Annotated in this window: 27 protein-coding genes; 14 read left to right on the top strand and 13 right to left on the bottom strand. The window is 59.2% G+C overall.

Going from position 1 to position 25,848, the window contains the following annotated elements; genetic code table 11:
- The first annotated feature begins 50 nt into the window (after window positions 1-50).
- Window positions 51-461, top strand: a complete 411-nt coding sequence (locus tag RLW41_RS16495) for a thioesterase family protein (protein ID WP_409562798.1) — start codon at window positions 51-53, stop codon at window positions 459-461.
- Window positions 462-534: 73 nt separating this feature from the next.
- Window positions 535-1,722: a DUF1134 domain-containing protein gene (locus tag RLW41_RS16490; protein ID WP_414462165.1), complete on the top strand. Its 1,188-nt coding sequence runs from the start codon at window positions 535-537 to the stop codon at window positions 1,720-1,722.
- 63 nt (window positions 1,723-1,785) lie between these two features.
- Here the strand turns inward: RLW41_RS16490 and RLW41_RS16485 are convergent, their stop codons facing one another.
- The 3 genes from RLW41_RS16485 to RLW41_RS16475 form a co-directional block, all read right to left on the bottom strand.
- A complete protein-coding gene (locus tag RLW41_RS16485; protein WP_414462164.1) occupies window positions 1,786-2,610 on the bottom strand; it encodes a L,D-transpeptidase in 825 nt (274 codons plus the stop codon).
- Between the two features lie 225 nt (window positions 2,611-2,835).
- Window positions 2,836-4,290, bottom strand: a complete 1,455-nt coding sequence (locus RLW41_RS16480; RefSeq protein ID WP_414462163.1) for a cryptochrome/photolyase family protein — start codon at window positions 4,288-4,290, stop codon at window positions 2,836-2,838.
- 48 nt (window positions 4,291-4,338) lie between these two features.
- Window positions 4,339-6,012: a tetratricopeptide repeat protein gene (locus RLW41_RS16475; RefSeq protein WP_414462162.1), complete on the bottom strand. Its 1,674-nt coding sequence runs from the start codon at window positions 6,010-6,012 to the stop codon at window positions 4,339-4,341.
- Window positions 6,013-6,190: 178 nt separating this feature from the next.
- Here RLW41_RS16475 and RLW41_RS16470 point away from each other — a divergent pair, with 178 nt between their 5' ends.
- Window positions 6,191-6,763, top strand: a complete 573-nt coding sequence (locus RLW41_RS16470; protein ID WP_013946932.1) for a thioesterase family protein — start codon at window positions 6,191-6,193, stop codon at window positions 6,761-6,763.
- A 14-nt stretch (window positions 6,764-6,777) separates the two neighbouring features.
- Here RLW41_RS16470 and RLW41_RS16465 read toward each other — a convergent pair whose 3' ends face one another.
- Window positions 6,778-8,325, bottom strand: coding sequence for an NAD(P)H-hydrate dehydratase (locus RLW41_RS16465; protein WP_414462161.1), 1,548 nt, complete (start codon window positions 8,323-8,325; stop codon window positions 6,778-6,780).
- 296 nt (window positions 8,326-8,621) lie between these two features.
- Between RLW41_RS16465 and RLW41_RS16460 the strand changes: the two genes are divergently transcribed.
- Together RLW41_RS16460 and glnA are read left to right on the top strand one after the other, a co-directional pair.
- Window positions 8,622-8,960, top strand: a complete 339-nt coding sequence (locus RLW41_RS16460) for a P-II family nitrogen regulator (RefSeq protein ID WP_013946929.1) — start codon at window positions 8,622-8,624, stop codon at window positions 8,958-8,960.
- Between the two features lie 107 nt (window positions 8,961-9,067).
- Window positions 9,068-10,477 carry a type I glutamate--ammonia ligase gene (gene glnA / locus RLW41_RS16455; protein ID WP_409562791.1) on the top strand — a complete coding sequence of 470 codons (1,410 nt, stop codon included), beginning with the start codon at window positions 9,068-9,070 and terminating at the stop codon, window positions 10,475-10,477.
- 64 nt (window positions 10,478-10,541) lie between these two features.
- On the opposite strand, the gene RLW41_RS16450 is transcribed toward glnA, so the two are convergent.
- Entirely contained in the window at window positions 10,542-10,850 is a 309-nt protein-coding gene (locus RLW41_RS16450; protein ID WP_013946927.1) for a hypothetical protein, read from the bottom strand.
- A gap of 94 nt (window positions 10,851-10,944) precedes the next feature.
- Window positions 10,945-12,123 carry an MFS transporter gene (locus RLW41_RS16445; protein WP_414462160.1) on the bottom strand — a complete coding sequence of 393 codons (1,179 nt, stop codon included), beginning with the start codon at window positions 12,121-12,123 and terminating at the stop codon, window positions 10,945-10,947.
- Between the two features lie 75 nt (window positions 12,124-12,198).
- On the opposite strand from RLW41_RS16445, the gene RLW41_RS16440 reads away from it, so the two are divergent.
- Window positions 12,199-12,870, top strand: coding sequence for a TetR/AcrR family transcriptional regulator (locus RLW41_RS16440; RefSeq protein ID WP_409562789.1), 672 nt, complete (start codon window positions 12,199-12,201; stop codon window positions 12,868-12,870).
- Between the two features lie 15 nt (window positions 12,871-12,885).
- Here RLW41_RS16440 and RLW41_RS16435 read toward each other — a convergent pair whose 3' ends face one another.
- The 3 genes from RLW41_RS16435 to RLW41_RS16425 are packed head-to-tail and all read right to left on the bottom strand — an operon-like array spanning window position 12,886 to window position 14,940.
- Complete coding sequence (locus RLW41_RS16435) at window positions 12,886-13,992, bottom strand: pyridoxal phosphate-dependent aminotransferase (RefSeq protein WP_414462159.1); 1,107 nt, start codon at window positions 13,990-13,992, stop codon at window positions 12,886-12,888.
- Window positions 13,993-14,016: 24 nt separating this feature from the next.
- Window positions 14,017-14,454: a DUF1489 family protein gene (locus tag RLW41_RS16430; RefSeq protein ID WP_414462158.1), complete on the bottom strand. Its 438-nt coding sequence runs from the start codon at window positions 14,452-14,454 to the stop codon at window positions 14,017-14,019.
- Between the two features lie 54 nt (window positions 14,455-14,508).
- On the bottom strand, window positions 14,509-14,940 hold the full coding sequence (locus RLW41_RS16425; protein ID WP_414462157.1) for a hypothetical protein: 432 nt from the start codon (window positions 14,938-14,940) through the stop codon (window positions 14,509-14,511).
- 168 nt (window positions 14,941-15,108) lie between these two features.
- On the opposite strand from RLW41_RS16425, the gene RLW41_RS16420 reads away from it, so the two are divergent.
- The 5 genes from RLW41_RS16420 (at window position 15,109) to RLW41_RS16400 (ending at window position 19,246) form a co-directional block, all read left to right on the top strand.
- Window positions 15,109-15,525 carry a hypothetical protein gene (locus RLW41_RS16420; RefSeq protein WP_414462156.1) on the top strand — a complete coding sequence of 139 codons (417 nt, stop codon included), beginning with the start codon at window positions 15,109-15,111 and terminating at the stop codon, window positions 15,523-15,525.
- Window positions 15,526-15,569: 44 nt separating this feature from the next.
- Window positions 15,570-16,061, top strand: coding sequence for a methyltransferase family protein (locus RLW41_RS16415; RefSeq protein ID WP_414462155.1), 492 nt, complete (start codon window positions 15,570-15,572; stop codon window positions 16,059-16,061).
- Window positions 16,062-16,073: 12 nt separating this feature from the next.
- A complete protein-coding gene (locus RLW41_RS16410) occupies window positions 16,074-16,715 on the top strand; it encodes a hypothetical protein (RefSeq protein WP_414462154.1) in 642 nt (213 codons plus the stop codon).
- 131 nt (window positions 16,716-16,846) lie between these two features.
- Entirely contained in the window at window positions 16,847-18,175 is a 1,329-nt protein-coding gene (locus RLW41_RS16405; protein ID WP_414462153.1) for a hypothetical protein, read from the top strand.
- Between the two features lie 81 nt (window positions 18,176-18,256).
- Window positions 18,257-19,246 carry a DUF6232 family protein gene (locus RLW41_RS16400; protein WP_414462152.1) on the top strand — a complete coding sequence of 330 codons (990 nt, stop codon included), beginning with the start codon at window positions 18,257-18,259 and terminating at the stop codon, window positions 19,244-19,246.
- Between the two features lie 61 nt (window positions 19,247-19,307).
- On the opposite strand, the gene RLW41_RS16395 is transcribed toward RLW41_RS16400, so the two are convergent.
- Window positions 19,308-19,745, bottom strand: coding sequence for an N-acetyltransferase family protein (locus RLW41_RS16395; RefSeq protein ID WP_409562780.1), 438 nt, complete (start codon window positions 19,743-19,745; stop codon window positions 19,308-19,310).
- A 283-nt stretch (window positions 19,746-20,028) separates the two neighbouring features.
- Here RLW41_RS16395 and RLW41_RS16390 point away from each other — a divergent pair, with 283 nt between their 5' ends.
- Window positions 20,029-21,135 (top strand): polysaccharide deacetylase family protein, encoded by a 1,107-nt coding sequence (locus RLW41_RS16390; RefSeq protein ID WP_414462151.1) that lies wholly within the window; start codon window positions 20,029-20,031, stop codon window positions 21,133-21,135.
- Window positions 21,136-21,265: 130 nt separating this feature from the next.
- Here the strand turns inward: RLW41_RS16390 and RLW41_RS16385 are convergent, their stop codons facing one another.
- Both RLW41_RS16385 and RLW41_RS16380 read right to left on the bottom strand, forming a co-directional pair.
- Window positions 21,266-21,787 (bottom strand): DUF1269 domain-containing protein, encoded by a 522-nt coding sequence (locus RLW41_RS16385; RefSeq protein WP_414462150.1) that lies wholly within the window; start codon window positions 21,785-21,787, stop codon window positions 21,266-21,268.
- Window positions 21,788-21,942: 155 nt separating this feature from the next.
- Window positions 21,943-22,233: a hypothetical protein gene (locus tag RLW41_RS16380; RefSeq protein WP_409562777.1), complete on the bottom strand. Its 291-nt coding sequence runs from the start codon at window positions 22,231-22,233 to the stop codon at window positions 21,943-21,945.
- Window positions 22,234-22,523: 290 nt separating this feature from the next.
- Between RLW41_RS16380 and RLW41_RS16375 the strand changes: the two genes are divergently transcribed.
- Window positions 22,524-24,059, top strand: coding sequence for a Do family serine endopeptidase (locus RLW41_RS16375; protein ID WP_409562776.1), 1,536 nt, complete (start codon window positions 22,524-22,526; stop codon window positions 24,057-24,059).
- A 76-nt stretch (window positions 24,060-24,135) separates the two neighbouring features.
- Here the strand turns inward: RLW41_RS16375 and RLW41_RS16370 are convergent, their stop codons facing one another.
- On the bottom strand, window positions 24,136-24,525 hold the full coding sequence (locus RLW41_RS16370; protein WP_409562775.1) for a response regulator transcription factor: 390 nt from the start codon (window positions 24,523-24,525) through the stop codon (window positions 24,136-24,138).
- 630 nt (window positions 24,526-25,155) lie between these two features.
- Between RLW41_RS16370 and RLW41_RS16365 the strand changes: the two genes are divergently transcribed.
- A complete protein-coding gene (locus RLW41_RS16365) occupies window positions 25,156-25,722 on the top strand; it encodes a helix-turn-helix domain-containing protein (protein ID WP_409562774.1) in 567 nt (188 codons plus the stop codon).
- Window positions 25,723-25,848: the final 126 nt, after the last annotated feature.

Below are 25,848 nucleotides of genomic sequence, written 5' to 3'. Positions count from 1 at the left end.
TTCGAGCGACGCCCCTTAATGGCCGTTCCAGACGAGAAGGAGCGTAACGGATGGCCGATCTTTCGCAGTTGCGCGCTGGACTAAGCGGTACGGCAAGCATGCTTGTCACTGATGAGCGCCTCGCAACGCGTGTCGGAAGTGGAAATGTGCCTGTCTTCGCGAGCCCGATGCTGATCGCCGCGATCGAAGCGGCAGCGGTCGACTGCCTTGATGGTTTCCTGCCGCAAGGCCACGAAAGCCTCGGCGTGCACCTGGATGTGACACACACTTCGCCGACGCCGATTGGCTATACGGTAACCGCGACCGCAACGGTCAAATCTATCGATGGCCGAAAAATCACGTTCGACGTTTCGGCAACCGATGGCATTGATCGAATAGGATCGGGAACGCACACTCGGATTATCGTTGACACCGCCCGGTTCATGGCGCGCATTGCCGCAAAATCCGCGTCACGACCGTAACAAAGGCTTCTGCTCGTTTGCGCAAGACCGACGATCGCCCGGCACTGGCGACTGATATTGGAGCTGCAAAGCCATGCGATCGACGCTTGCATTCATTGCCATGATGGCGGCATTGCTGACAACCGCGCCGCGCGCAGTGGCCGCAACCTGCACGGCAAATGACTTCGCTGCAGCCGTCGATCAGTCGGGCGCAAGTCTGCGAACTTTGACGCTCGAAGTGCAACCCAAGCTGCAGGAGCGCCTCAAACGCTATAAGCAGGCGTTGCAGTTGCCCGACACCGATGACGAGGATCTGGCTCTCAACGCCATCGACGACCCGAAGCTCGAAGAATTCGACAAGAAGAGCAGCCAGCTGCTGCTTACCGTAGACTCTCTCGGCCGCATACCCGACGGCGAAGAACCCGACTGCGCCAAGCTCGAAGAACTGAAAATGGCGGCGGCCGAACTCAATACCGTCATCAAGGCGAAATCGGATTATATGCTGAAGCGCCTCGATGAGAAGATCGCCGCAGCAAAGCGCAACGCTCCGCCACCGGCGACAGCGCAGGCCGCCCCTCCCGTTCCAGCGCCCTCTCCCGCAACGCCGCCGGCGGCATCCGCCGCAAAGAAACCGTCCCCGCCTGCCGTTGTGGCGGCCAAGAAGCCGGCCACCAAAGCCACGCCACACCCATCTCAAGGCTGGGCCACGCGCACACACCCGGATGAGGCTGCGCCGCCGCCGGCTGTTGCAATGCGAGAGCCGCCCCCCATTCCCAATCTACCGCCACCGGAAGAGGAAGGCTATTCGATCGAAGAAATCCGCGACGTCACGCGCGGGTTCTTCGGATCGATTTCGACAAACTTGGCAGCCGTCATCGAGCATGCCTTCAAACAGTCGGGACGCCCGACGGCCTACGTCCTCGGCGTCGAAGGCGGCGGCGCGTTTCTCGCAGGTCTTCGCTTCGGCAAAGGCACTTTGTTTATGCGTTCCCAGCCTGGAACGCGGGAAGTTTATTGGCACGGGCCTTCGGTGGGCACCGATTTAGGCGCCTCTGGCTCGCGCACACTTTTCCTCATCTACCGCATGGATAATGCGAACGATATCTATCGCAATTTCACAGGCATCGACGGATCTGCATATTTTGTCGGCGGGGTCGGCGTGACCTTGCTGAAGGGCGGCCCCGTTATCATGGCACCAATTCGATCAGGAGTTGGCATGCGTCTGGGCGCCAATATAGGCTACCTCCGGTTCACCGAACAGCCGACTTGGAACCCGTTCTGATCGCCGGCAACAAAAAAGGCCCGAAAATCGCGGGCCTTTTCAATTATGGAACAGGTTGACGTATCAGTTTGCGCCGTAGGCGTAGCCCGAATACTTCTTCCCTTTCGGCCTCTTGTAGTAATACGTGCCGTCCTTCGCTTGGTAGACCTTCGTGCGAACGCCATCGATATAGACATAGCGTGTTTTCTTGCCGTTCGCCTTGGCCGACTGCGGACCGCCAAAGATGTTTCCCCAGAACGAGCTGCCGCCATTGCTCGCGTAATCATCGTCATCGCGCGAGTCGCGACGCGCGACAGCGCTATCACCCCAATTCGGGCGTCCATGCACGCTGACGCGCGTGCGCATCATTCCGTGGCGCTGAACAAGATCGTAGAAAATTTTGGCATTCGACGGCGCTAAGCGAATGCAGCCGTGCGACGCCGGACGGCCGAGCGCAGCCATATGATATGTTCCATGAACGGCAACGCCGCCATTGATAAAAACAGCGTTCGGCATGGGCGCATTGTCGTATTTCTTCGAATACCACATTCGCGACGTCCATTGCGGGTAGAAGTTACCCGTCGGCGTCGCATACTGCTGTGTCCCGGAAGAGATACGCCAGCGATAGCGCAGCTCGCCATTGACCGAAACGCTCATCGTCTGCCGAGAAAGATCAATGGATGCGGTGAGTGTCGGCGGAAGCGGCCGCGGCTTGGCGACCGGCTCCTTCTTCGCCTCGACGGTCACAGGCTCTTTCGCTCCTTCGGCCTTGCCAAAGTATGTCGTCGTGCCCGACTGCGTCTCGGTGGTCGTCGATGCCCCGTTCGCCGGTGCTTCGCTCGGCTCGGCCATAGCCGCAACCGACGGAGCGGCAAACAAAATTGCCGCCAACATCATCCTACGCAACATGATAGCTCCCTACGCAATACGCTTATTGCCCGCATAGTACGGCGAAAACGCCCCAACGTTAATGGGAATTACCAATAAATCGCCCCCCGTACAGGACTGCGGCTCATCTAGCTTACGAAACGGTTTCGAGGTTCGTCGTGAGCATTTCAAAATCACGCACCTGCAAAGCTTCTCTTCAAGGATTCATGTGCAACGACGTTAAATGTCGGAAGTCGCCTCGTATTTTCAACCTCGCTTGCCCGATTTCACGCGGTCATACGCCGTCAGCGCGCGAGCGCGCGCCTCTTTATGGTCCACGATCGGAAACGGATAATTTTTCCCGATAACGACTCCCGCGCGTTTCAGCGTCGTCGCATCGGCCGCCCATGGCTTGTGAATATCGGCAGACGGTAAGCGTTGAAGCTCCGGAACCCAGCGGCGAACATAGTCGCCATCAGGATCGAATTTCTCGCCCTGCAAGACAGGATTGAAAATACGGAAGTAAGGCGCGGCATCTGCACCGCAACCGGCAACCCACTGCCAATTCGCTGCGTTGTTTGCGAGATCGGCGTCGACGAGGGTGTCCCAGAACCACGCCTCGCCTGATGTCCACGGCAGAAGCAGATGCTTCGTCAAAAAAGAGGCCGCAATCATGCGCGCGCGGTTGTGCATATATCCAGTGGCCCAGAGTTCGCGCATTCCGGCATCGACGACGGGATATCCCGTTAAACCGCGCTGCCACTCCTTGAGGTTAGCCGACGACTTCGCCCAGGGAAACGCCGCAAACTCATCGCGCAATGGTTCATCCGGCATCTGCGGAAATTGAAAGAGCAGCGCGTAACTGAACTCGCGCCATGCAAGCTCTTTGAGAAATGTTTCGACGGCGCCATCGCCGCCGTGAGTTTGATGCGATGCCTCCGCTGCTGCGCGCCAGCACGCCGCCGGAGAAATTTCACCGAATGCAAGATGCGGCGAAAGTCGCGACGTCCCCTCCGCATAGAGCCGATCGCGTCCGTCATCGTAATTTGCAAGACCCTCGCTTACGAAATTTTTTAGACGCAACTGCGCGCCACGCTCGCCCGGCCGCCACGCCTCAGCCAAACCTCCCGACCAATCCGGTTTCGTCGGCGCGAGCTTCCAGTCGGAAATATCGTCCGATGCAATCGCGTCCGGCACCGAGCCAAGATGACGTGGCGCCGCCAGTGCTTTCGGCGCTGAAAACTCTTTCCTGAAGGCGCGCCAGAACGGCGTGAAGACCTGATATGCAGCGCCGGACGATGTGCGCAAATCTTCCGGTTCCCTCAGCAAGCGACCGCCGAAGCGTTTGAAGACCACACCCGATCCACCGAACGACTTATGGAGCTTTTCCTCCATCCCCGTGGCCCAGGGCTCATAACTGCGAGTGACGTAAATTGCCGTTACACCGCTCTCATCGACGAGACGTTTCAAAATACTTTCCGTATCGCCTCGACGCAAAATCAGGCGTGCGCCACGCTGCGCAATGTCGTGGCTCAATGCTTCCAGACTTTTCGTCAGCCACCACCGCGATGCACCCCCCAGCTTCCAACGCCCCGCAGCCGCATCATCGAGAATGAACAGTGCAATGACCGGTCCACCCCGCTTTACCGCAGCGGTCAACGCGGGGTGATCATGAAGCCGGAGATCATTGCGAAACCAGACGATCGTCGCGCTCTCGGTCATCACCAGCATTCCGATTGCGTCGCCGTCATTGCGGCGACGCGCTGAATATTAGAACCCGAAGAGCAACTGGAAGAAAGATTTCGGCTTGGAGCGTCGCTGCTGCCGCTCCGCTCGCGCCCCGTCTGCGTACGTCTGATCGCGATTGCCGACGACCGCAACATTCACCGGATGAAGTTGATATTCGTCGGTGACTCCATCCACGCTTGCGATCTGCAGACGATCGCCATCCCACGTCCACGACGCGACGCGCTGACCCTGCCGATGCGGCTCGATTGCCAAAACCTTGCCGCCGCCGATATAGATGATCGCGGCAAGCTCGGTGTCTTCCGGGCCGTTTTTCCCGTGAACCGTGCCGCCTGAAAAACGCAGGATGCCGTAACCCGCGTAAGGCGGCTTTTGCACTTCCCACGACAACAGCTTCGGCAGCCCTTCGCCTGTCATCTCCAGCGGCACGCGTATTTGCGGATAGTCGACGCTGGTTGCGAAATAATCTTTGCCGTGCAGCACGACATGCCATTTATCGATATCCAGCGATGGCACCGGCTTGTCCTCGACATCGTCCGGCGCCGCACCTAGTCGCTGCAGCGCATCCGACGCGAATTGCCAGCTCGGACGAAGCTGCAAGGCGTGGCGCAAATCCGTAATGGCCGTATCGGCCTGGCCATTGGCTTCTTCGATTTCGCCACGCGCCCACAGCGCTTCAGGCGAATTGGGATCGAGTTTGATTGCCGTCTCGACGTCCTTGGCGCCGATATCCGGCTGGCCGTTCTGCTTATAGATGTACGCCCGGAACGCGAACGCCACCGGCGAGCGCGGATCGAGTTCGATCGCGCGATTGAGGTCAGAATTCGCGTCGTCAAAGGCTTCCGCCACACCATTGGCAAGCCCGCGCCCTTCGTATCCCGCGCTCGATTTGGGATCGAGTTCGATGGCGCGCGAAAAATCCTTGATGGCCGACGCCGGATTGCCGCTGATCAGATAAGCGTATCCGCGCACCACATAAAGCTCGCCATTATTAGGATCGAAGGCGATGGCACGGGACAGATCTTCGATCGCATCGTCACGTTGCCCAACGGCCATGCGCGCCTCTGCCCGATTGCGATAGGCCGACGCAAAACGCGCATCGGCGCTGACGGCGCGCGAAAAATCACGAATGGCAGCGTGTGGCTTGCCGACAGAGAGATAGGCAAGTCCGCGTCCCGATAGCGGCGGCGCGCTCGCGGGCATCAGTTCGATCGCCTTGGTGAAATCCGCCAGCGCTGCAGCCGACTGGCCGAGCTTCATCTTCGCATTGCCGCGGTTCGAATAGGCGGCGGCAAAGCTCGGCGCCAGAAGCAGAGCGCGATCGAAATCCTTCATCGCTTCTTTCAACTGGCCGAGCGCCAGAAGAAGATTGCCTCGGTTGTTGTATGCAACCGGATACTCGGGAAAAAGCTCAACGGCGCGATTGTAGTCCTCAAGCGCCGCCTTGGTCTCGCCAAGACGCACGTTGGCGACAGCGCGATCATTGAGAATCGTCGCGCGCCGGTCGTTGGGCAGCCCCGTGTCCTTGAGCGCTGCCGTATAAGTTGCAACAGCCTTCTCCGCGTCGCCCCGAATGAGCAACGTCGCGCCTTCCTCGACCGGCGAAGGCGCGGTGATGGCATCAGCCGCGAGCGCAGGCGCCCCCGCCAGAGGCGAAGCCATGAGCAGCCACACCGGAAATGCCCGAAAGCTTTTCATGCGCCGAGCCAAACCCTCTTTGGTTCGTCAGATTCGCGATTCATAATTGCACAGGCGATATCGTGCCATTGTGGCCCGCCGACGGGCAATCGCCAAATGAGATCGCGGCAGACCGCGCAATTGACGTATAGGTAAAGGCTGCTTAGGTCTCAATGCCTACATTTCGGAAAACCGGCGCATGAACCTTTGGTTCAGACTGATATGGGTCCTAATGACGGCACGCCGCCGAGGACCTCTCTCGCTGCCCAGCGAAACATCCAAGTTGTGGTTTCGCGTCTGGCCGCACGATCTCGATATTTCGATCCATATGAACAACGGCCGCTATCTGACGCTGATGGATCTCGGTCGCCTTGATGTGCTCGTCCGGTCCGGCCTTTGGCGGCTGGTTTTGCGCCATCGTTGGACCCCGATCGCCAGCGCGATCACCATCCGCTTTCAACGCGAGCTGCGGCCTTTTCAAAAATTCCGCCTCGAAACGCGGCTTCTCTGCTGGGACGCGGCGCTTGTCGTCATGGAGCAGGTCTTCGTCATCCATGGCGGCCCGCGCGACGGACAGCCCGCAACGCGCGCCTTATTCAAAGGCGGCCTTTACGACCGCAAAGAAAAGAAGTTCGTCGAGATCTCCCGGCTGATGTCCCTCCTCGGCGTCTCGGAGGTCAGCCCACCCGCAACGCCGGAAGTCGAAGCATTCCTACATGCCGACGATCAGCTCAAGCAGGCCGGACGAACCGCCATGAGTTCCAGCGCCTGACGCAACCGATCCGGTCAGACGCGCTCCGTAAACAATCGCTGCAGCACCTTCGGCAGAACGTCGGGCAAGTCCTCAGCGATCAAGCCCATGCCAAACGCATTGGCTGCCTCTCCGTGCAGCCAGACGGCAGCACAGGCGGCTTCGAAAGGTGGCATGTGCTGTGCCAAAAGCCCCGTCACGAGGCCACCGAGAACGTCACCGGATCCGGCCGTGGCGAGCCAAGGCGGCGCGTTGGAATTGACGGCGGCGCGACCGTCCGGCGCGGCGATGACGGTATCGGCGCCTTTCAGAATGATGAACGCGCCTGAGAGCTTCGCCGCTTCGCGAGCGCGATCGATCTTCGAACCAGGTAGCTCTCCGAACAAACGCTTGAATTCACCCTCATGCGGCGTCATCGCGACAGGCGCCGGCCGCTTCTTGATTGCGGCAAACAGCGTCTCACGACCATGCGGATTATCGCCGTTCCGTGCCAGAAATCCCATGCTGGCTTCGCTGCGCGGCTTTTCTCCTGTATCCGAGAATGAGGTCAGCGCGTCCGCATCGAGCACGACTGAAGCCGATGATCGAAGCACGGCCAAAACGTCATCTGCCGTCTCTGGCCCAACAGACGCGCCTGGACCGATCAACGCCGCGTTGCGACGCGTATCGCGAAGAAATTCCGACAAAGCCGTGGCGCCTGAAACCGATCGCACCATGATCGAGGTGATCTGCGTCGCGATGATTGCCGTTGCGGCAGCGTTGCCGACGAGCGTGACGAGCCCAGCGCCGACCCGCAGCGCCGCGCGCGCACCAAGACGCGCTGCTCCCGTTTGCAACGCCGGTCCCGAGACGACGACCGCATGTCCACGGTCGTACTTATGGCCGCCATCCTTCGGCCAGTTGAAATGATCGACCCAAAGCGGCAGGCCGTTCTCGTGCAGCTTCGGCTTCAACGTTTCGAGCACGCGCTCCGGAATGCCGATATCCGCGACGATAACCTCACCGCAGAGCTGCCGCCCCGGCATCAGCACATGCCCCGGCTTCTTGCGGAAGAACGTCACAGTCCGGCGCGCTTGAACAGCAACGCCGCGCACCTCACCGCTCGTCCCTTCGAGCCCGCTCGGTACGTCGACGGAAAGGACAGGCAGACCGCTGGCGTTGACGGCGCGCACGAGTTCCGCCGCCTCCCCTTCAAGAGGCCTCGACAGGCCCGCACCAAAAAGGGCGTCGATGACCAGATGCATGCTTTGCAGGGCATCCGGGGTTGCCGGGTGAACGACGAGCGGCCAACGCCGAGCCATCTCGGCCGCGTCACCTTTGAGCGCATCTCTGTCCCCGAGCAGAAAAAGCCGGACGTCCCAACCCTTGTCACGTAGGTGCCGGGCCGCAACGAACCCGTCACCGCCATTGTTTCCCGGGCCGCAAAGCACCGCCACGCGCCGGTCCGGACCCCAGACCATGTCAAGCGCCGCCTCGGCCACCGCCTGCCCTGCACGCTCCATGAGGCTGATCGTGGCGACACCGGCCTCGGCCGCCAGACGGTCGGCTAGTCCCGCCTCCGACGTCGTCAGCAATTCATTCATATCCGCTACCTGAACCCCTACTGTTGCTCCGCCTCCGGCGACTGCCTGGAAATTCAGCGCCTAAAAGCCACTCACCGTCGTTGAGAAAAATCAGCATAAAAAATGTGCAACCGGCATGCATTTAAGGCTTACTAAACAGCGGCCGACCATCTAAGAAGCCATCACGACACGCTAAGCCAATGACATATGTAATGTTTCTCGCGAACGTCGCAGGTGGCACGGCCTCTGCTAGCCTTCGGGCCGCTGGGCAAGCGTGGGGTACGACCGACATGCTGTCCAAGATCTAAGGGGCGAAAATGAAAAAGATTGAAGCGATTATAAAGCCCTTCAAGCTCGATGAAGTAAAAGAAGCGCTACAAGAAATCGGCTTGCAAGGCATCACAGTTATCGAGGCGAAGGGCTTCGGACGGCAGAAGGGTCACACCGAGCTGTATCGAGGGGCGGAATACGTGGTCGACTTCCTGCCCAAAGTGAAGATCGAAGTCGTCTTGAGCGACGACATGCTGGAAAAGGCCATCGAGTCCATTCAAAAGGCCGCGAAGACCGGCCGGATCGGTGACGGCAAGATCTTTATCTCGTCCATCGAAGACGCTATTCGCATCCGCACCGGGGAATCCGGTCGCGATGCCATTTGATCGATAAAACGAACTATAAAAAGACTGTCACGCTTGAACCGGCCTAAACCGGCTAAATGACTTGGCACGCGTGAACTTTAACGGAATGCCTAGGCATGGGAGTGTCTATGAAAAATGCAAATGACGTCCTGAAATTCATCAAGGACAAGGAAGCCAAGTTCGTGGATTTCCGATTCACGGACACCAAGGGCAAGATGCAGCACGTCACGGCCGACGTCAGCTGCGTTGACGAAGCCGTCTTCTCCGACGGCTACGCCTTCGACGGGTCTTCGATCGCCGGGTGGAAATCGATCGAAGCCTCCGACATGACACTGATGCCGGATCCGGTAACAGCCCACGTCGACCCGTTCTTCGCCCAGACGACCGTCGCGATCTTCTGCGACGTTCTCGAACCCTCGACCGGCCAACCCTACGAGCGCGACCCGCGTTCGGTCGCCAAGAAGGCCGAGGCCTACATGATGTCGCTCGGCATCGGCGACAAAGTCTATTTCGGGCCGGAAGCCGAATTCTTTATCTTCGACGATGTCCGCTTCACCACTGACATGTATTCGATGGGCTATCAGATCGACTCCAGCGAGCTGCCCTCGAACACCGGTACGATTGTTGAATCCGGCAACCTCGGCCATCGTCCGCGCGTGAAGGGCGGCTATTTCCCGGTCCCGCCGATCGACAGCGCTCAAGACATCCGTTCCGAGATGCTCTCAGTCCTTTCGGAAATGGGCGTCACCGTCGAAAAGCACCACCACGAAGTCGCTGCTGCCCAGCATGAGCTCGGCGTGAAGTTCGGCCCGATGATCACGATGGCCGATCACATGCAGATCTATAAGTACGTCGTGCACAACGTCGCCCAGGCCTACGGCAAAACGGCGACGTTCATGCCGAAGCCGGTCTTCGGCGACAACGGCTCGGGCATGCACGTTCACCAGTCGATCTGGAAGGGCGGCCAGCCGATGTTCGCCGGCGACAAGTACGCCGACCTCTCGCAGATGTGCCTCAACTACATCGGCGGTATCCTGAAGCACGCGAAGGCGATCAACGCTTTCACCAATCCGCTGACCAACTCATACAAGCGCTTGGTGCCGGGCTTCGAGGCGCCTGTGTTGCTGGCCTATTCGGCCCGCAACCGTTCGGCTTCGTGCCGCATTCCGCACGTTTCAAGCCCCAAGGCCAAGCGCATCGAAATCCGCTTCCCGGATCCCGGCGCCAATCCTTACCTTGCCTTTACGGCGATGCTGATGGCTGGCCTCGACGGCATCCAGAACAAGATCGATCCGGGTCCCGCCATGGACAAGAACCTCTACGATCTGCCGCCGGCTGAGCTGGCGAAGATCCCGACAGTATCGGCTTCGCTCCGCGAAGCGCTCGACAGCCTCGACAAGGACCGCGACTTCCTGAAAGCGGGCGGGGTCATGAACGACGACATGATCGACGCCTACATCGCGCTGCGCATGGAAGAGAATATGCGTTACGAGATGACGCCGCATCCGGTCGAGTTCGACATGTACTACTCGGTCTGAGGATCGAGCCACATTTCAATGCTTCGAGAGGCGGTCCGTCGGGCCGCCTCTTTGCATTTTGAACTCAATAGAAAACCAGAACGCCCGCGCAGATCGCGATGAGCGCATAGTAGAAGAACTTCTGCTCGCGGATCAAAAACCATGTCACGATCCGGCGCGGGATATCCGACCAGTTGAAGCGGCCGATAGCGCCGAGCGTCAATCCTAGACCCAGACCGACGGCCAAAGATCCAAATTGCAGACCTTCGGTCAGCGAACGCACGCTGTCGGGAACATGGGCCGACAGCCAAGGCGTCAACGCAAAAAAGGCCGCCGCGGCCATGACGCCGAAGGCAAGCACGGAAAAGAACGACAGGACGGATCGCACGAACATGGGCAATCTCGCTAAAAACGCATGATTGTGAAGCTTGAGCGAGAATAGCGTCAGTACGCAAACAAACAATTAACCATGATCGCGGGTGCGTCGCTCATCGCGCTCGCCGCTGCTCCCATCGATCAAATACGACTACCAGTGCACCAGAGACAACCGTCAGACCAACAACCGTCGCGACGAAGCCGTGGACCGGCTTCTCCGTCATCGCGATCCCGGAAATGATCGGCCCCACAAGCGCCCCGGCCTGATACATCACGATGAAGGCCGCGTTGACGGCCGCGAGATCCGCAGGACCGATCCGCTCGCCGACGATGGCGAGACCCAGCGCATAAAAGCCCAGGATCATCCCACCAATAAGAAACATCACGATCATCGACGCGACCGCATCTCCGAGCGCCCATGGCAGCATCAAAGAGAACAATATGAAAAGGAAACCGGTGCAGATGACCAAATTGATGCGACACATCTTATCGGATAGCCACCCCAGCGGGTATTGAAGCAAAATCCCGCCTATCGTCATGACTGTCAGAAGTCCGAGCGCGGCGTCTTGCGACCAGCCAGCCGCCAACGCGACGTTGGGGATAAGTGAAAGATTGGTGATCTCGGCGAAGCCGCCCATAAAGGCAGCCATCATCGCCGCCGGGGCAAGCCGCATCGCCCAAAGGAAGCTCTGCGTTCCGTCATGATGCAGCGGAGGCGCCAAGTGCCGACCCAGCACGATGGGTACTCCCGAAAGCACGGTAATGGCCGCTGCCGCACCAAACGGCGCTAATCCCGATATTCCGAGCTGGCGCAACAACATCGGTCCAACAGCGTAGCCAGAGAAAAAGGCAATCGCGTAGACAGCGATAACGCGCCCGCGCATATCTTCACGGGCAACCGCATTGATCCAGGTCTCGCCTGCCAACCAAGGTAATGCAAATCCGGCGCTCATCAGCAGTCGAATGACGACCCACGCATTTGGCGATGGAAACATATAGAGTGCCAAGAAGCCGATCGAGCCAATGACACAACCGCTTCCGATCGCACGCACTGCGCCGACTTTCGTCATCAATCGCGAAAGCAGGGGCAAAGCGATAAACACGGCAAGTGCCGGCGCGGCGCCCGCCAGCCCGATCATCCATTTCGGTTGGTGCCAGTCTTCGAAGGTCAGCGCGGTGAGCGGAAAGCCGATACCGAAAGAAATCCCCACGCCGAAAGACGTCGAGATGACCGCAGCCAGACTGAGCATCCTTTCGCGCTCGTTGAACTCGCGCTCAGCCATGACCGCCATGTTCGTCCCTCGTTATTTCAACAGTGTTGGAATAGCGCTTGACGACCGCATTCGCAAGGGGCAATTTCAACACTGATGAAAACAAGGCATACCCGCGGGCAAAGAGGGCTCATCGCAGCCGATTTGGTCCAAGCTGCGCTTTTAGAAATCGAGCGAGCTGGTCTTGAGGGCTTCAGCCTTCGCTGCGCCGCGCGTGCAGTAGGCTGCGACGTCGCGACCTTGAGCTACCATTTCGGCTCCAAGGAAGGTCTCGAACGCGCCGTCGCCGACCGCCTTCAAGGCAGTGTCGAGGCACCAGAACGAGAACTCCCCTGGCAAACCCGCTTCATCGAAACGGCAAAGGCCTATCGCAAACTTGCGCGACAATATCCAAATGCGTTCCCCCTGCTTTTGAGATTTTGGACCAGTGGGCCGATCGATCTGCAATTGGCCGAGGAATGTTACCAAATCCTCCTCGATGCCGGCGTCCCTGAAGCAGAAATTCCGGCCCTAAGCTTCGCCACCTACGCCGCAATTCTCGGCATTTGCGCCGGCGAGATCGGAGGTCTTTTGCAAAAGCCTAGCGCCGAGGCGCTGCGCGAAGTCGAAGAGCAAAGTGGTTTGCCGTTAACGAAAAAACTGCTGCCCATATTCGCGCGTTTGAAAGACGACGATGTCTTCGATGCAGCTATATCCAATTTAATATTTGGCATCGAAGCGCAGGTCGCAAAACAATGGACACCGTCATCCGCAGTCCCCCAGGATTAAGGGCAGCGCTCGTCCCTATGCGTGCACACCCATGAGCACATCAGCGAGGGCACCTGCAAAAATATCGAGATCTTCGTCTGGCCCGCACGAAACGCGGATGAACGGATCGAGCCCCTTCGCGACAGGTTTGCGAACGAAGACGTCTCGCTCCAGAAGTCCGTTCAAGACGCGCGTCGCGAAGGCGCCATCGCCGCCACAGTCGATGGCGACGAAGCTCGCCGCCGACGCCAGCGGTCTCAAACCATTTTCGATAGCGATCGCGGCGATCCGCTCCCGGGCCGTAGCAATCCGCGAGACCGCTGTCCTGAGATAGTCCTGATCGAGCAGTGCAGCCCGCGCGCCAAGCTGTCCGACGCGATTGATACCGTAGTGATTGCGCACTTTGTCGAACGCTTCGATGGTGCTGCGCTCACCGAGGGCATACCCGATCCGCGCACCTGCAAGCCCGTACGCCTTCGAAAACGTCCGATACCGCACGACCTGCGGATTGGAGACATCGATGGCCGGTGCTGTTCCGATCGGCGCGGTATCGCAATAAGCTTCATCAAGAACGAGCAACGTCCGTGGCGGCAACTCCTTGATAAACGCGTCGATCTGATCCGCCGTCCACCATGTTCCCATCGGACTATTCGGATTGGACACATAAATCAGCGGCGCCGCGATCTCCGCCGCCGTCTCGATCAGGCGCGGAACATCTTCGCGAAAGTCGCGCATGGGAAGAACGTGCACGTTGCCGCCATGTGCTTTGACATGAAAGTTGAACGTCGGATACGCACCATCAGTCGTAACGACATTGCTGCCGGGCGTCAGGAACAGCGAACATGTCAGGCCAAGCAGCCCGTCGATGCCCTCACCGACCACGACAGACTCGATCGGGACGCAGTGATACGCCGCAATGGCGGCACGTAATTCGTAGTTCTCGGGATCGGCATACATCCAGTTGCCTGCCGCCGCCTCGCGCATGACGGCAATGGCCTTTGGCGACGGCCCAAAAATGCTCTCATTCGCACCGAGGCGCGCCTTGAACGGCCGCCCGCGCGCACGCTCCATCGCTTCCGGCCCGACGAATGGCACGAGCTTCGGCAAGGCTTCGATTGTCGGCGTAAACGGAGGACGGGACATGGATCGCTCGAATAAGTTCCGCGTTCAAATCAATCCGAGATCGGCAAGCTTTTTGCGCATCTCGGCAGGCATCGCCGCAATCTGATCCTTCTTGCCTTTGCGAAGATCAGGTGGAGCATCTGCAGTATCAAGATAACGCCAACCTTGAAATGGGCGCCGTGGCGTGGGGCGCACCGGAACCAGCGTCCGGTCCAGCATCAAGGTACAGCATGCCGATCCGTCCTCCTTCGTTCCTTCTTCGAAACCGACGAGCTTCTGGCGAACCATGATGATGCCGCGGATAACCCAATAGATCGAACCGCCGTCGAGCAGCTCGGCCTGCCTCTTCGGCGTTTGGAATGTCCGGTGATAGGCGCAATCGACGCCGTCCTGACTCTTGCGCCGCCGGTGCTCGGTCTGCCAGGCCGCGAGATCTTCGATCGTCGAAACGCCGACACACAGCTTGACGAGGTTCAATGTCATGGCGAGCCTTTTGCCTTAGCCGAACGGCGAGAGCAACTGAGCCGTCCACATGGCTCAGGGCTTAGGAACACATTCACCGGCATACTGTGCAAACACAGGCTGCCCGAAGAGCCCGAAATGCCGCGAATGTATGGCCGGATATTTGCCCGTCGCCGGATCCAGATCGTAGATCGTCGTGAGGTTCAGAAACCCCTCGTTGACGACTTCGATGAAATGGTTGGCGTTGATCGCGCGCACGACTTTCAGGTCTTTGGCGGGCTTACCACCGAGAATGAGCGACGCCGTCTGATGTTCGAGGTCGATACGCGCGACTTCGAAAGCGAGATCGGCGGGCGGCGCGGCTTTGTATTTTCCGGCTTCATACGTCCACGCATAACCTTGGTTGAAATCGCAGGCGAAATGCGTCGGAAAATCCTCCTGGGCCAGGGCCGCTTGCCCACCAACAACAGCGGCAATGAGCACAACCGATTTTCGAATATCCAGCATTGCAACGCCCCGCCTCGGACGGAGGCGCCCGCGCCCCCAACACCGACCAGCGAAGCAACACGACGCCCCGGCCGCCGTCAATGCCGCCCGTTCGTCTGGGTACCTGGAGTTTGCCTTGAGGCTGCCCAGGAAATGATGTGGTTTCACATTGAACCCCTGCGAGGCACGATGCGATCTTTTGTTCTCCCCCTCCTTATCGGCCTGGCCGTCGCCGTGCCGTCCGCTGCCGACGCCAAGAAAAAGAAGCCGGACACGCCCGAGGATAAGTTGAACTGCAAGCAGCTAACCGGCCGCATACAGATAAAGATCATGGAAATGCGCGGCTTCAGCGACCGCAAACAAGCATCGGCGCTGGCACGCGGCATTCAATCGGGCTTTTCGGCGACGCTCGGCAACCTCTCGCACGGTGTCGATCCCAATGGCGAATATCAGGCCGAGCTCAACATGCTGCACCAGTACAATCAGCGACTGGTGACGCTGGGCTGCAAGAGCTACGACCTCGAGGCCGAGCTTAACAAACGCGACATCGACGACGTCCCGGCCCCAACGATACTGCCGCCGAAAAAAGCCAAGACAAAGAACTGATCGACCGAGCTGACCGCCTCGCCATTTGGCGATAATCTCCCCGAATGATCGACGAGACGCCCAACTCCCTCCCCTCGACGCCAGCGACACGGTTCCCATGGCCGCCGGTACTGTTCGCACTCGCCATTGCGGCCGCTTGGCTACTGACGGTATTCGCCCCCATTCCCTGGCCGGGCCTTGACGATAAGGCAGGCCATTGGGTGGGCGTCGCATTCGGCGTCTTCGGCCTGCTGTTGATCGTGTCAGGCTTCGCTACGCTTGCCCGGCACCGGACGACCTACCTGCCGCACAAAGCCTCGACCAAACTCGTGACGTCAGGACCGTTCATCCGCTTCCGAAACCCGATTTACCTTGGCGAAGTCATGCTTCTTCTCTATGGAGCGGAAATCACCAAGTCGGTCTGGTTCGTTGCGGCAGCATTGCTTTTTGGCCTTCTTGTCACAGTTCTGCAGATCATCCCCGAGGAGCAGCACCTCGAAGCGGTCTTCGGCGAAGAATATCTGGCTTACAAGGCTCGCTCACGCCGCTGGATCTGATATCAGATCGCCATGAGTTCCGCTTACGCCGAAAAAGAACGCGAATTCGTCGCCAATCTCGCCGAAGACACGGGCCGCGATCTCGCGGGCTGGATGACCGCAATCGCCCGGAGCGGACACACCGAGCGCAACGACATCATCGACTGGCTGCGCCTGCAAGGCTTCCAGTTCGCGTGGGCGTCCTGGCTTGAACGCATCCATCATAACGGCGGCCGCCTCATTTACGCTGGCAATCTTACCGCCGCACAGACCGACGAGCCACCTCCGCGCGCGCCGAAGCTCCGTCCGCCGATTCAACCGCCGGCCAAGACGTCCGCAACCGACATTCAGTCTCTGCTGCGTGAAGCCAAGGGGCTGCGACCGCTGGCCGAGCACATTCTCCGCGAAGTCGGCCGCGCCGTACCGGCGACCGTGTTTGCAACCTCCGGACAGCTGGTTACGATGTCCGCGCCGCAGCCCTACGCTGCACTCCACCCTTCGCCGAGAAAGTTACGGCTTTACGCCAATTTCGGAATGGCCGGCGGCAATCGCAGCAAGCCGGCAGAGGCGATAAACAAAAGCGCGCCGCCGTTCGCCGAGATGCTCGTCCTCGATGACGCCCGCAGCATCGACGAAGACTTTTACCGCCTGATCCGCGCCGCAGCCGCCCGCTAACCCCGCGATAACCTCCTGTCGGCATAGATTGCATCAACCACATCAGCCCAGCACCATTGATTTGCCGGATTTTTCATCGCCATTGTCGCGCCGGAGGCGCTATGTCGGTTGAGCGGAGGCCTAGTTTCGTTGTGAAATCGGCCCGGTATCTTGCACTCGTTGTTCTGCTGGGATTTTCCAGCGGCGCTCACGCGCAAGCGGCCAAACGCGACGCGATCGCCGACTGGCTGAAATCCGTCGAAGGCAAGACCGCCGCCGAGGGCGCCACGGACGCTCTCGATCCAACGAAAAAGCCATCGAAGCCTAGCGCCGCTGAAGAAGCTGCCAAGGCCGCTGCCTCCGACCCGCGCGATGGCGATCCGCAATACGAGCAGGCCAAATCGCTGATGGCCGCCATCGACAACGTCTTGCGCGATGCAGCCGACACGCGCGCAGGCGCCGAAAAGCTGCCGAGCCGCGACGACTACATCATTCCCCCGTTCTGGAAAGAAACCCGCGAGGACCGCAACACCAAGGTCCGCGGCCTGCTCGACGCCGCGCTCGGCATCGTAACGAATGCGCCGGTCGTTGAAATGCAGAAGCGGGTCGAACTTCTCCGCCACAACATTCGCGAGCTTGAAGACGCGAACGTAAAGCTCAAGGAAAAGCAGCTCCTCGCACCGAAAGACGCGGACTTCCCCGGCATCCTGACCGATACCGTCTCGTCGCTCCAGGATCAGATCACCGAGAACAACAAGCGCATCGAGGCGAACCGCACCGAAATCAAAAGCGTGAAGGCCGAAATCGCAGCCGCGTTGAAAGCCGCAGGGGTGGAGCTGTCGCAAGAACAGGTCGATCTGCTTCTCGATAGCGTGCTCTCCGGCGATCTCGTCCGGCTCGTTGCCGTGTTCAATGCCGCCAAGTTGATTGACGGCCAGCTTGCCAAGCTCATTGGCACCACGGGCGACAACATGGAAGCTGCGCGCCGCTACTTCGCGATGCATGCGGCGCTGTTTGCGATGCTGGTGCAGGCCCAGGATGCGACCATCGCCAAGATCGATACGCAATACGTGCCGAAACTCGACGCCATCATCGCCGACATCGCCGCCGCCCGTAAGCGCACGTCCGAACTGCTCAAGGCCGACAATCGGCCCGATCAGACACGCGCGCTGCAATCGAATCGCGACAGCCAGCAGGTCGCCGACGAAGCAGCAAAGGCGTATCGCCGCTATCTCCAGCAACAGCGTGAACAGATCGCCGGCGCCCGTCTCAAAGCGACTCACGATCTGAAGATTGCGGACAACACTTACGAGACGGTCGAAGCCAGCGTCCAGCTTCGCAATTTGATTCGCGAAAGCTCGACATCCTTCGAAGCGATCCAGAAACTCGAAGCACCGAGCTTCGAGCAGATCTTCAAAAGCGATGAGTTGCGTAGAGAATTCGAAGATCTCACCAGGAAACTTGATGTTCCTGCCGGCTGATCGCGTGTGTGACATCTGTGCAAGGCTTCTGTTTCCTTGCCGCATCGACTATGTTTCTGCTCGGACTATTAACGTAGTCCCATGAGCAGGTTTTCGATGGTATTTTCGGGACGTATCAGAGAGAGCGCAGCTGCGACCAAAACTTTCGGTTCGCTGCGCATTGACCGCCGCGTGCTATCGACGCCGACGCGCACGATCGCCATCGCCAATATCGCGACGGTCAGCACGGGCACGCATGTCGCGCACCGGCCGACCGCAATCTATTGGCTGTTGACGCTTCTATTTGTGCTGATGGCGTTGGGTTCCATGCGGCCGGACTTCACATGGGGGCCGCTGGCTCCTAATGGCGGCACGGTCTTGCTCGGCTTTCTGGCCGTCGTCTTTGCCGCGCTTGCGCTGCGCCCCGACGACAAGACGCATTACCTGCTGATCTCTTCGACAGATGGCGTGTTGTCTCGCTTCTCCGCTCCGGACCGAACGATTCTCGAAGAGGTCCGCACGATTCTCACCGACAAGATCAATCGCGGCGACGAGTCGATGACGTTCAACGTCAACTTCGATCGTGGGCACATCGAGAATCTCGGCGGCGCGATGCAGCCAGCAGCTCTCCCAGCCCCCGATCATACCTCGCAACACGCCGGCCCATCCGCTCGCCCCGCCAATGTCGGCGCGTCCGATCGCAGTCCTCAGACGGCAGGCGGCAGGCCGCGCCAAAACCCAGCCGAAAACACCGTGCCGCCATCACGCCAACATCCACAGCAACGCATGCCGCCGACGTTGTCGGGAGCGATGAATGGCGGCGCTTCAGCCAGTCCGGTACCGACCGAAAGCTTTGTCGATTATAGCGGCGTGCTACCGGCCATCGTCGAAATGCATCGGTTCTATGCGCGCCAATCCGGCACGCAGCATTTGGAGCAACGGTTGTCTGAACTCGAACTTCTGATGCGCGCCGGGACGCCCACGATCTCGCAAAAGACCCGCTTGCGCGAACTCTCCGGCGAAATGTCCCAGATCCTCGGAGCCTATCCGCAGGCGGTCGAGCTTTTCGATCACATCAACAGTCTGGTCTAGACGCGCGGTTTCCTGCCTGCTTGGAGAGCGGCACAGGAGCGAACACGCGCCGATCGACAGCTCATCGCCGATACTGCACGAACTCCGTGAGCGTTCCGATGCGATCGTAGAGTTTACGTGCCGTCGCATTGTGATCCTGCGTCGCCCAATAGGTCCGCCCAGCGTCGCGACGATCCGCTTCCGCGTAGACGGCTTCAATGAGCGCCCGCCCGACGCCCAGTCCGCGCGCCTCCGGTGCGACGAATAGGTCTTCAAGATAACAATACCAGCTCGATGCCCATGTCGAACGGTGGAAGACCAGCGTGGCGATTCCGAGCATGTTTCCGCTATCGTCGACGGCAGCCAGCGCCATCATGTTGTCTTCCTGATTAAGAAGTCGGCGCCACGTCAGTGCGATGATCTCGTCCGGCACGCTGGCTTTGTAGAAAACGATATAATCCCGAAAGAGTTTGAGCCACGCATCTTCGTCGCTCGCAACCACCGGCCTGACACTGACCATCGATCGTTCCACCTCCCGATCTTGAAAGGGTTGCTCTATGACGCAATTCACGGGGGTTGTCAGCGGTCTCCAACGCATCGCCCCTCAGCCCGAAATCGCGCTCGCAAGGTCAGATCGTCAGCATTCGTTCATATTTGGCTTTACAAAAACGTAAGAAATACAGCCAAAAGCGGCACTTCAGTAACAGCGCGCCGAGGATCGGCGGAGGATAATCGCCGTTGCTTGATCATTCATATTCGCCCTCATAATAGTCCGCTTCGGCTCCCTGAACGAAGCGAGAGAGATGCGGTACGTTTCCGTCTATATCCTGGCTGTTGCGTCGCTGTTGGCATTTGCTACGCACGATCCGCTGTCGGCCGAAATCGAGCCCGGCGCCGCCGTCAAGGCTGACGCATGCGCAGGCGACACCACCAAGCTTGGCGTGTCGCGTATCGTCGAAATCGATACCGCGGGTGGCGGTGACATCGGCGGCGATAAATCCGGCGCTAAGCAATTTCTCAACGATGGCGAAGTCGTCCTGACGTTCGACGACGGCCCGCTAAAGTCTGTCACCGGACCAATTCTCAAGGCACTTGCCGATCAATGCACGAAGGCGACGTTCTTCATGGTCGGTCAGATGGCGCTTGCCAACCCCGATATGGTGAAGGAAGTCGCGGCGGGCGGCAACACCGTCGGCACGCACACGTGGTCTCACAAGAACATCCGCGCCATCTCGTTTGAAAAGGCGAAGCAGGAGATCGAAGCTGCGGTCTCGACCGTCTCGAAAGCCAACGGAACCCCGGCCGCGCCGCTTTTTCGCTTTCCCTATCTCAACGCCACCAAACAGACGGAAGCCTATCTGAAATCGCGCAATATCGGCGCGGTCTGGATCGACGTCGACTCCAAAGACTATCGGACGCGCAGCCCAAAGGTCGTCGAACAGAACATTCTTTCGCAGCTCGCCAAGCAGAAGAAGGGCATCATCCTGATGCACGACATTCATCCCTGGACGGCGGCACAGCTTCCTGACCTGCTGAAAGAACTGCACGACCGCGGGTATAAGGTCGTTCACCTCGTGCCGAAGAGTCAGGTCGACACAATCGCCTCCTATGACGCCGCGGCCGAGAAGGCGCTGGCCGCCAAAGCCGCAGCAAAAGCGGCCAACCCCATGGTCGCCCGCTCGATCGTGTGGCCGATGGCAACTGCACCGGGAACGGGAAATGCAAACGCTTCGGCAGCAGCGCCGCGCCGCAAATCGCCCTCCCGCTATAAAAGGGTCGCAACCAAACCGACGCTTATCGATGGCGTGGTGGAGGATAGCCGGCCCGTTAAAATCCCGGCATCGAAATATAGGAAAGGCGCCAAACCCAAGGATGAGGACGTCACCTCGCCCTGGAGCATCTTCAATTAGGAAGTCTGCCCACTCCTCGTGGTACGTCAGCCACTCCGCGTAAACACATACGCCGCCCGAAGAGACCCGGACGGCGCATCATGAATTTATGCTAACCAGGATGCCAGCAATGCAGGCGCACCCCGGCTGGTCAGGCTGCGGGAGACTGCGCTGCTGCCATCGCCGGAGCGTGCGTTGCGATCGCATCGCGCAGGGCCTGTTCCTTTGTATGATCTAGAGACGTCTTGAGTACGACGCCGCCAGTGCCCTTGATCGCTTCGAACACCTTGTCTTCCGTCATCTTCTTGATCTCGACGAACAGCGCAGCGCTTCCAGGCTGCAGGCTTTCCGAGAGGTCCTTCATGAAATCATCGTTGATGCCGTAATCCGAAAGTGCGCCGCCGAGCGCGCCAGACGCCGCGCCCACAGCAGCACCAAGCAGCGGCATCAGGAAAATCATGCCGACCAGCGTGCCCCAGAAGCCGCCCGAAAGCGCACCGGCCGCGGTCGTGTTGATGAGCTGATTGAGCTTCACCTTGCCGTCGTCGTGCTTGACCGCAATCACGGCATCCTTGATCTCGATCAGATACTCTTTTTGAAGATCGAACAGCTTCGTGCGCATTTCCTCGGCCTTTGCCTCGGACGGATAGACGATGACAACGAGATCAGACATGGGGGCTCACTCCACCTGTGGGGTTCCTGGCAGCCCTTCATCGGGCATCGCAGCATATTTGCCAATGAAATAGATCAAATTGACGAATGCTCGAGCGCGGGAAATCTCGAAGCGGTAAATGCCCGGTTAGAACCACCGCTTCGACCACAAACGGATTAGTGCGACGACCGCTTGGATGTGCGAGCCTTGCGCGGCTTATCCGCCATCAGCCGGCGAATTTTAGTGGCGTCGCCTTGCAGCGTGATACGTAGATAGGTCGGCAATCCACCATGTCCATCCGCACCGTCTGCGATCGAGCTGACGAAATCCCCGATCGTCAACGGCCTGTCGAAATGGCGCGTAACGATGTCGTGATCCGGATAAACCGCCGCCGCTTCGTCGACGTCAGCCAGAATGATCGGATCGTGCTCGGCTGCTTCGTTGTACGAATAAACTCGATTTGCCATTGCCGTCTCTCCTGAGCGTCCGCCGCTGCGGACGACGCCTGTATGGGTTTGAAACTAGCGGCTCTGCAGGGTCGCCTTCTTTCTCAAACGATCTGAAATTGTCCGATTGCACGATATAGAGCGCATTTTGCCGGAACAATTGCGCCGAATGGAATAGGGCTTTTACTTTCTGATTTTTAAGCCATTGGACGGATTCCGGAAAGCTTGGCTTTGGCACATTCGCGTCAACCCCAGCCCGGGGCCAGTGCCGATCCCGCGCACTGCACCTCGTAAAATCAGGAAGACTACGAATGGATGAGACCAACATGAACGCGCCGCAACATTCGGGTGCCGGCCGCGTGATTGCGCGCCACAAAGCGAAATTGGCAGCCTGCGCCGCAATGATTGCCGTTCTCGGCGCCGGCGCTGTTTTCGCGGCAGAGAAACCCGCCCCGAATTCTTTGCTGACGCCGGTCGCAGACGTCAGCACATCAAATGCGCCGCAACAGGCCGTTCCGAGCTTTGCGAATCTGGTCGAGCGCGTGAAACCAGCCGTTGTTTCCGTATTCGTGAAAGCTGAAGAAGTCGATCAGGTCGCCGACTCCGGCCAGCCCGGACAAGGCCAGAACCCCTTTGAAGGCACGCCTTTCCAGGGCCTTCCGTTCCAGTTCGGACCGCAGTCTCAAGATAGCGGAAAACCACACCTGATGCAGGCACAGGGTTCAGGCTTCTTTATCTCGGCAGACGGCTACCTGATCACCAACAACCACGTTGTTGATCACGCCAAGAGCGTCGAGATCATGACCACGGACGGCAAGCGCTACAAAGCCAAGGTCGCCGGCACGGATCCCAAGACCGACCTCGCGCTTCTCAAGGTCGATAGCTCCGGAGACTTCCCCTACGTCCGCCTCGCGACGCAATCTCCGCGAATCGGCGACTGGGTCGTCGCGATGGGCAACCCGTTCGGCCTCGGCGGCACGGTCACGGCGGGTATCGTCTCGGCAAACGGACGTGACATCGGCTCCGGCCCTTACGACGATTTCATTCAGATCGACGCCCCTATCAACAAGGGCAACTCTGGCGGCCCGACGTTCAATCAGAACGGCGAAGTCGTCGGCGTGAACACGGCGATCTTTTCGCCGTCCGGCGGGTCGGTCGGCATCGCATTCGACATTCCCGCCGACACGGTGAAATACGTTGCCGAGCAACTTCGCTCGAGCGGTCACGTTACACGCGGCTGGATCGGCGTCTCCATTCAGCCTGTAACGGCCGATATAGCCGACAGTTTGGGCCTGAAGGAAGCCAAAGGTGCCCTCGTCGATGAACCGCAGGATGGCGGCCCAGCGGCTCGCGCCGGATTGAAGTCGCAAGACGTGATTGTTTCCGTCAACGATCACGAGATCAAAGATGGCCGCGATCTCGCTCGGACCATCGCTGCGGTATCGCCAGGCTCGCAGATCAAGATCGCCTACATCCGAAACGGCGAAAAGCACAGCGTCGACCTGCACGTCGGCAAGTACCCGGATGGCAAGACCGCCAAGAACGACCAAGGCTCCGAGAGCGACTTCAAACTCGGCATGACGCTGGCTCCGGCCGATCAGGTGGACGGCGCCGGTACGCATGGTGCGGTCGTGATGAATGTCGATCCGGAAGGCAAGGCCGCCGAGAAAGGCATCCAGCAGGGTGACGTCATCCTGTCCGTTGGGGGCAAGTCGGTCTCCGGGCCGGCCGATGTCAAGGAAGCCCTGCGTGCGGCTAGGAACGCCAACAAGCGCGCCGTTCTCATGCAGTTAAAGACGGCACAGGGCGATCGCTTCGTCGCCGTTCCGACCACAAGCCAGGGCTAAGAGCTCAAAATGCAATCGGCAGCGGATAGAGATATCCGCTGCCGATTGAGCATGAAGCATCAGGAGTGACGTACAATCAGTGGCGCGTGGGTTCGCTGTCCCGCCCGAGGGCCTTATCGATGCATTGAATCATAGCGCCACCGTCAAATGGCTTGCTTAAAAAGCCGATCGCGCCGGCAGCATTTACGCGCTGCCGTGTCCGCTCTTCCGGAAAGGCCGTAATAAAGATCATCGGCACATTATGGCCCTGCGCCTGAAGATGCGACTGTAATTCCACGCCGGTCATGCCCGGCATGTTGACATCGGTGATGACGCACGAAATTTCCGGCAATCGGGCCGAGTTCAAGAATTCTTCCGCTGAAGCGAACGTAGTTGCCCCGAAGCCGAGAGACCGCACAAGGCTCTCGGTTGCCACGCGAACCGCCTCATCGTCATCGATGATGCTGATCAGGGGATTTTTGGACACTTCGGCAGTCCTTTCGAAAGATTAACGCGGATTGAACCGCATTTGCCAACTCAACCTGCCGCTTTTGCGCTCGGTTTTAAATTATACGCTGGTTTGTAACGGATCGGCCTTTCGGACTGCGCCCTCGAAACGAAAAGCGCGCCGGCTGCGTTCAGGCCGGCGCGCTTGGGCGTCAGAACATCTTCCGGGGGGGTGGGGACAGCCCCGTGGGGGAAACGGGGCAGAGATGCTTCTGACAAACCCTCTAATTAAGCGGTTAACGAGAATTGGGGCCCAGGGCGACCCTGACGCGACCAACATTGCCATCGTCGCGACAAAAAATATTCCCTCTCCGCACAATAGATTCCTAAAATGCACGACCCCGCCTCGACGCTAAAAGCCTTTGCCCCAACAAAAGCGCGAGGAAGCTCCAGCATGCGGCGAGCGCGGTTCGCACTAAACTCCCAACCGCAATATCCATACGAAAGTATGAGCCGACTAATCTGACGATGTAGGATCCCAAACGCTCGTAGAATGGAGCGCCACAGCTCGCTTCCGTACCTTCCCATCACGCTAGGCCAGACACGGATCAGCATTGATCCAAGTCACGCCGGCCACCGAAGCGGTTAGAAAATGGGAAGGTCTCACGCGATGTCGCTCCAATTGACCTCACACTTCCACGGCAACACAGCACAGCATCACCACGTCGACCCGGCCATTTTGGATCGCTTGGCCAAGGCATTGGTGGAAGCCGGCGTCAATCCCGAGAAGCTCGACCGTCACGCCGAAAATGAAAAGCGCCTGGCGATCGTCGCGCGCCTCTTCGAACTTCCGATCTCGCCTATCGCCAAATCAGAGCAGGAACAGCCAACTCGTAGGGCGCCGTCGGCACTCCCGAAGTGGCGCATGAAGCGTGTGGTTGAGTACGTCGACTCGCACATCTCGGAGCAGATCACGCTGGCCGACCTCGCCTCGGCGGCGGGGATGAGCCGCATGTACTTTGCCAGCCAGTTCCGCGTCGCAACCGGCATGCGACCGCACGACTACGTGCTGCACAAGCGCATCGAACGTGCGCAGCACCTGTTGTGCACAACATCAGAATCGCTCGTCGAAATCGCTCTCAGCGTCGGCTTCCAGACGCAGGCGCATTTCACGACGATCTTCAAGAAAATCGCTGGCAACACGCCGCTTCGCTGGCGGCGCGAACAGCAGGCCTGAGCGGTGATCCCGCTCAGGTAGTCCTCATGGCGCGGTTCAGAAAACCCATCGACTTATCCGAGTTAAACCGCGAGATCTTTCCTCGCAGCTAGCCGGAGCACATTGGGCCGATTGGCCCACCCGCGC

Origin of the sequence: Hyphomicrobium sp. DY-1 (genome assembly GCF_047497105.1) — a bacterium.
In the GTDB taxonomy this organism is placed as follows: Bacteria; Pseudomonadota; Alphaproteobacteria; order Rhizobiales; family Hyphomicrobiaceae; genus Hyphomicrobium_B.
This window is presented reverse-complemented; position numbering and strand designations above follow the sequence as displayed.

What these genes read in the sequence shown, in the direction of transcription:
- RLW41_RS16410 (WP_414462154.1), top strand. Translation starts at nt 16,074, where the DNA reads ATGAGTTCCGCTTACGCCGAAAAAGAACGCGAATTCGTCGCCAATCTC.
- RLW41_RS16435 (WP_414462159.1), bottom strand. Translation starts at nt 13,992, where the DNA reads ATGTCCCGTCCTCCGTTTACGCCGACAATCGAAGCCTTGCCGAAGCTC.
- RLW41_RS16465 (WP_414462161.1), bottom strand. Translation starts at nt 8,325, where the DNA reads ATGAATGAATTGCTGACGACGTCGGAGGCGGGACTAGCCGACCGTCTG.
- RLW41_RS16385 (WP_414462150.1), bottom strand. Translation starts at nt 21,787, where the DNA reads ATGTCTGATCTCGTTGTCATCGTCTATCCGTCCGAGGCAAAGGCCGAG.
- RLW41_RS16445 (WP_414462160.1), bottom strand. Translation starts at nt 12,123, where the DNA reads ATGGCGGTCATGGCTGAGCGCGAGTTCAACGAGCGCGAAAGGATGCTC.
- RLW41_RS16390 (WP_414462151.1), top strand. Translation starts at nt 20,029, where the DNA reads ATGCGGTACGTTTCCGTCTATATCCTGGCTGTTGCGTCGCTGTTGGCA.
- RLW41_RS16475 (WP_414462162.1), bottom strand. Translation starts at nt 6,012, where the DNA reads ATGAAAAGCTTTCGGGCATTTCCGGTGTGGCTGCTCATGGCTTCGCCT.
- RLW41_RS16400 (WP_414462152.1), top strand. Translation starts at nt 18,257, where the DNA reads ATGAGCAGGTTTTCGATGGTATTTTCGGGACGTATCAGAGAGAGCGCA.
- RLW41_RS16430 (WP_414462158.1), bottom strand. Translation starts at nt 14,454, where the DNA reads ATGACATTGAACCTCGTCAAGCTGTGTGTCGGCGTTTCGACGATCGAA.
- glnA (WP_409562791.1), top strand. Translation starts at nt 9,068, where the DNA reads ATGAAAAATGCAAATGACGTCCTGAAATTCATCAAGGACAAGGAAGCC.
- RLW41_RS16490 (WP_414462165.1), top strand. Translation starts at nt 535, where the DNA reads ATGCGATCGACGCTTGCATTCATTGCCATGATGGCGGCATTGCTGACA.
- RLW41_RS16480 (WP_414462163.1), bottom strand. Translation starts at nt 4,290, where the DNA reads ATGACCGAGAGCGCGACGATCGTCTGGTTTCGCAATGATCTCCGGCTT.
- RLW41_RS16415 (WP_414462155.1), top strand. Translation starts at nt 15,570, where the DNA reads ATGATCGACGAGACGCCCAACTCCCTCCCCTCGACGCCAGCGACACGG.
- RLW41_RS16365 (WP_409562774.1), top strand. Translation starts at nt 25,156, where the DNA reads ATGTCGCTCCAATTGACCTCACACTTCCACGGCAACACAGCACAGCAT.
- RLW41_RS16375 (WP_409562776.1), top strand. Translation starts at nt 22,524, where the DNA reads ATGGATGAGACCAACATGAACGCGCCGCAACATTCGGGTGCCGGCCGC.
- RLW41_RS16380 (WP_409562777.1), bottom strand. Translation starts at nt 22,233, where the DNA reads ATGGCAAATCGAGTTTATTCGTACAACGAAGCAGCCGAGCACGATCCG.
- RLW41_RS16395 (WP_409562780.1), bottom strand. Translation starts at nt 19,745, where the DNA reads ATGGTCAGTGTCAGGCCGGTGGTTGCGAGCGACGAAGATGCGTGGCTC.
- RLW41_RS16460 (WP_013946929.1), top strand. Translation starts at nt 8,622, where the DNA reads ATGAAAAAGATTGAAGCGATTATAAAGCCCTTCAAGCTCGATGAAGTA.
- RLW41_RS16440 (WP_409562789.1), top strand. Translation starts at nt 12,199, where the DNA reads ATGAAAACAAGGCATACCCGCGGGCAAAGAGGGCTCATCGCAGCCGAT.
- RLW41_RS16485 (WP_414462164.1), bottom strand. Translation starts at nt 2,610, where the DNA reads ATGTTGCGTAGGATGATGTTGGCGGCAATTTTGTTTGCCGCTCCGTCG.
- RLW41_RS16450 (WP_013946927.1), bottom strand. Translation starts at nt 10,850, where the DNA reads ATGTTCGTGCGATCCGTCCTGTCGTTCTTTTCCGTGCTTGCCTTCGGC.
- RLW41_RS16495 (WP_409562798.1), top strand. Translation starts at nt 51, where the DNA reads ATGGCCGATCTTTCGCAGTTGCGCGCTGGACTAAGCGGTACGGCAAGC.
- RLW41_RS16425 (WP_414462157.1), bottom strand. Translation starts at nt 14,940, where the DNA reads ATGCTGGATATTCGAAAATCGGTTGTGCTCATTGCCGCTGTTGTTGGT.
- RLW41_RS16470 (WP_013946932.1), top strand. Translation starts at nt 6,191, where the DNA reads ATGAACCTTTGGTTCAGACTGATATGGGTCCTAATGACGGCACGCCGC.
- RLW41_RS16420 (WP_414462156.1), top strand. Translation starts at nt 15,109, where the DNA reads ATGCGATCTTTTGTTCTCCCCCTCCTTATCGGCCTGGCCGTCGCCGTG.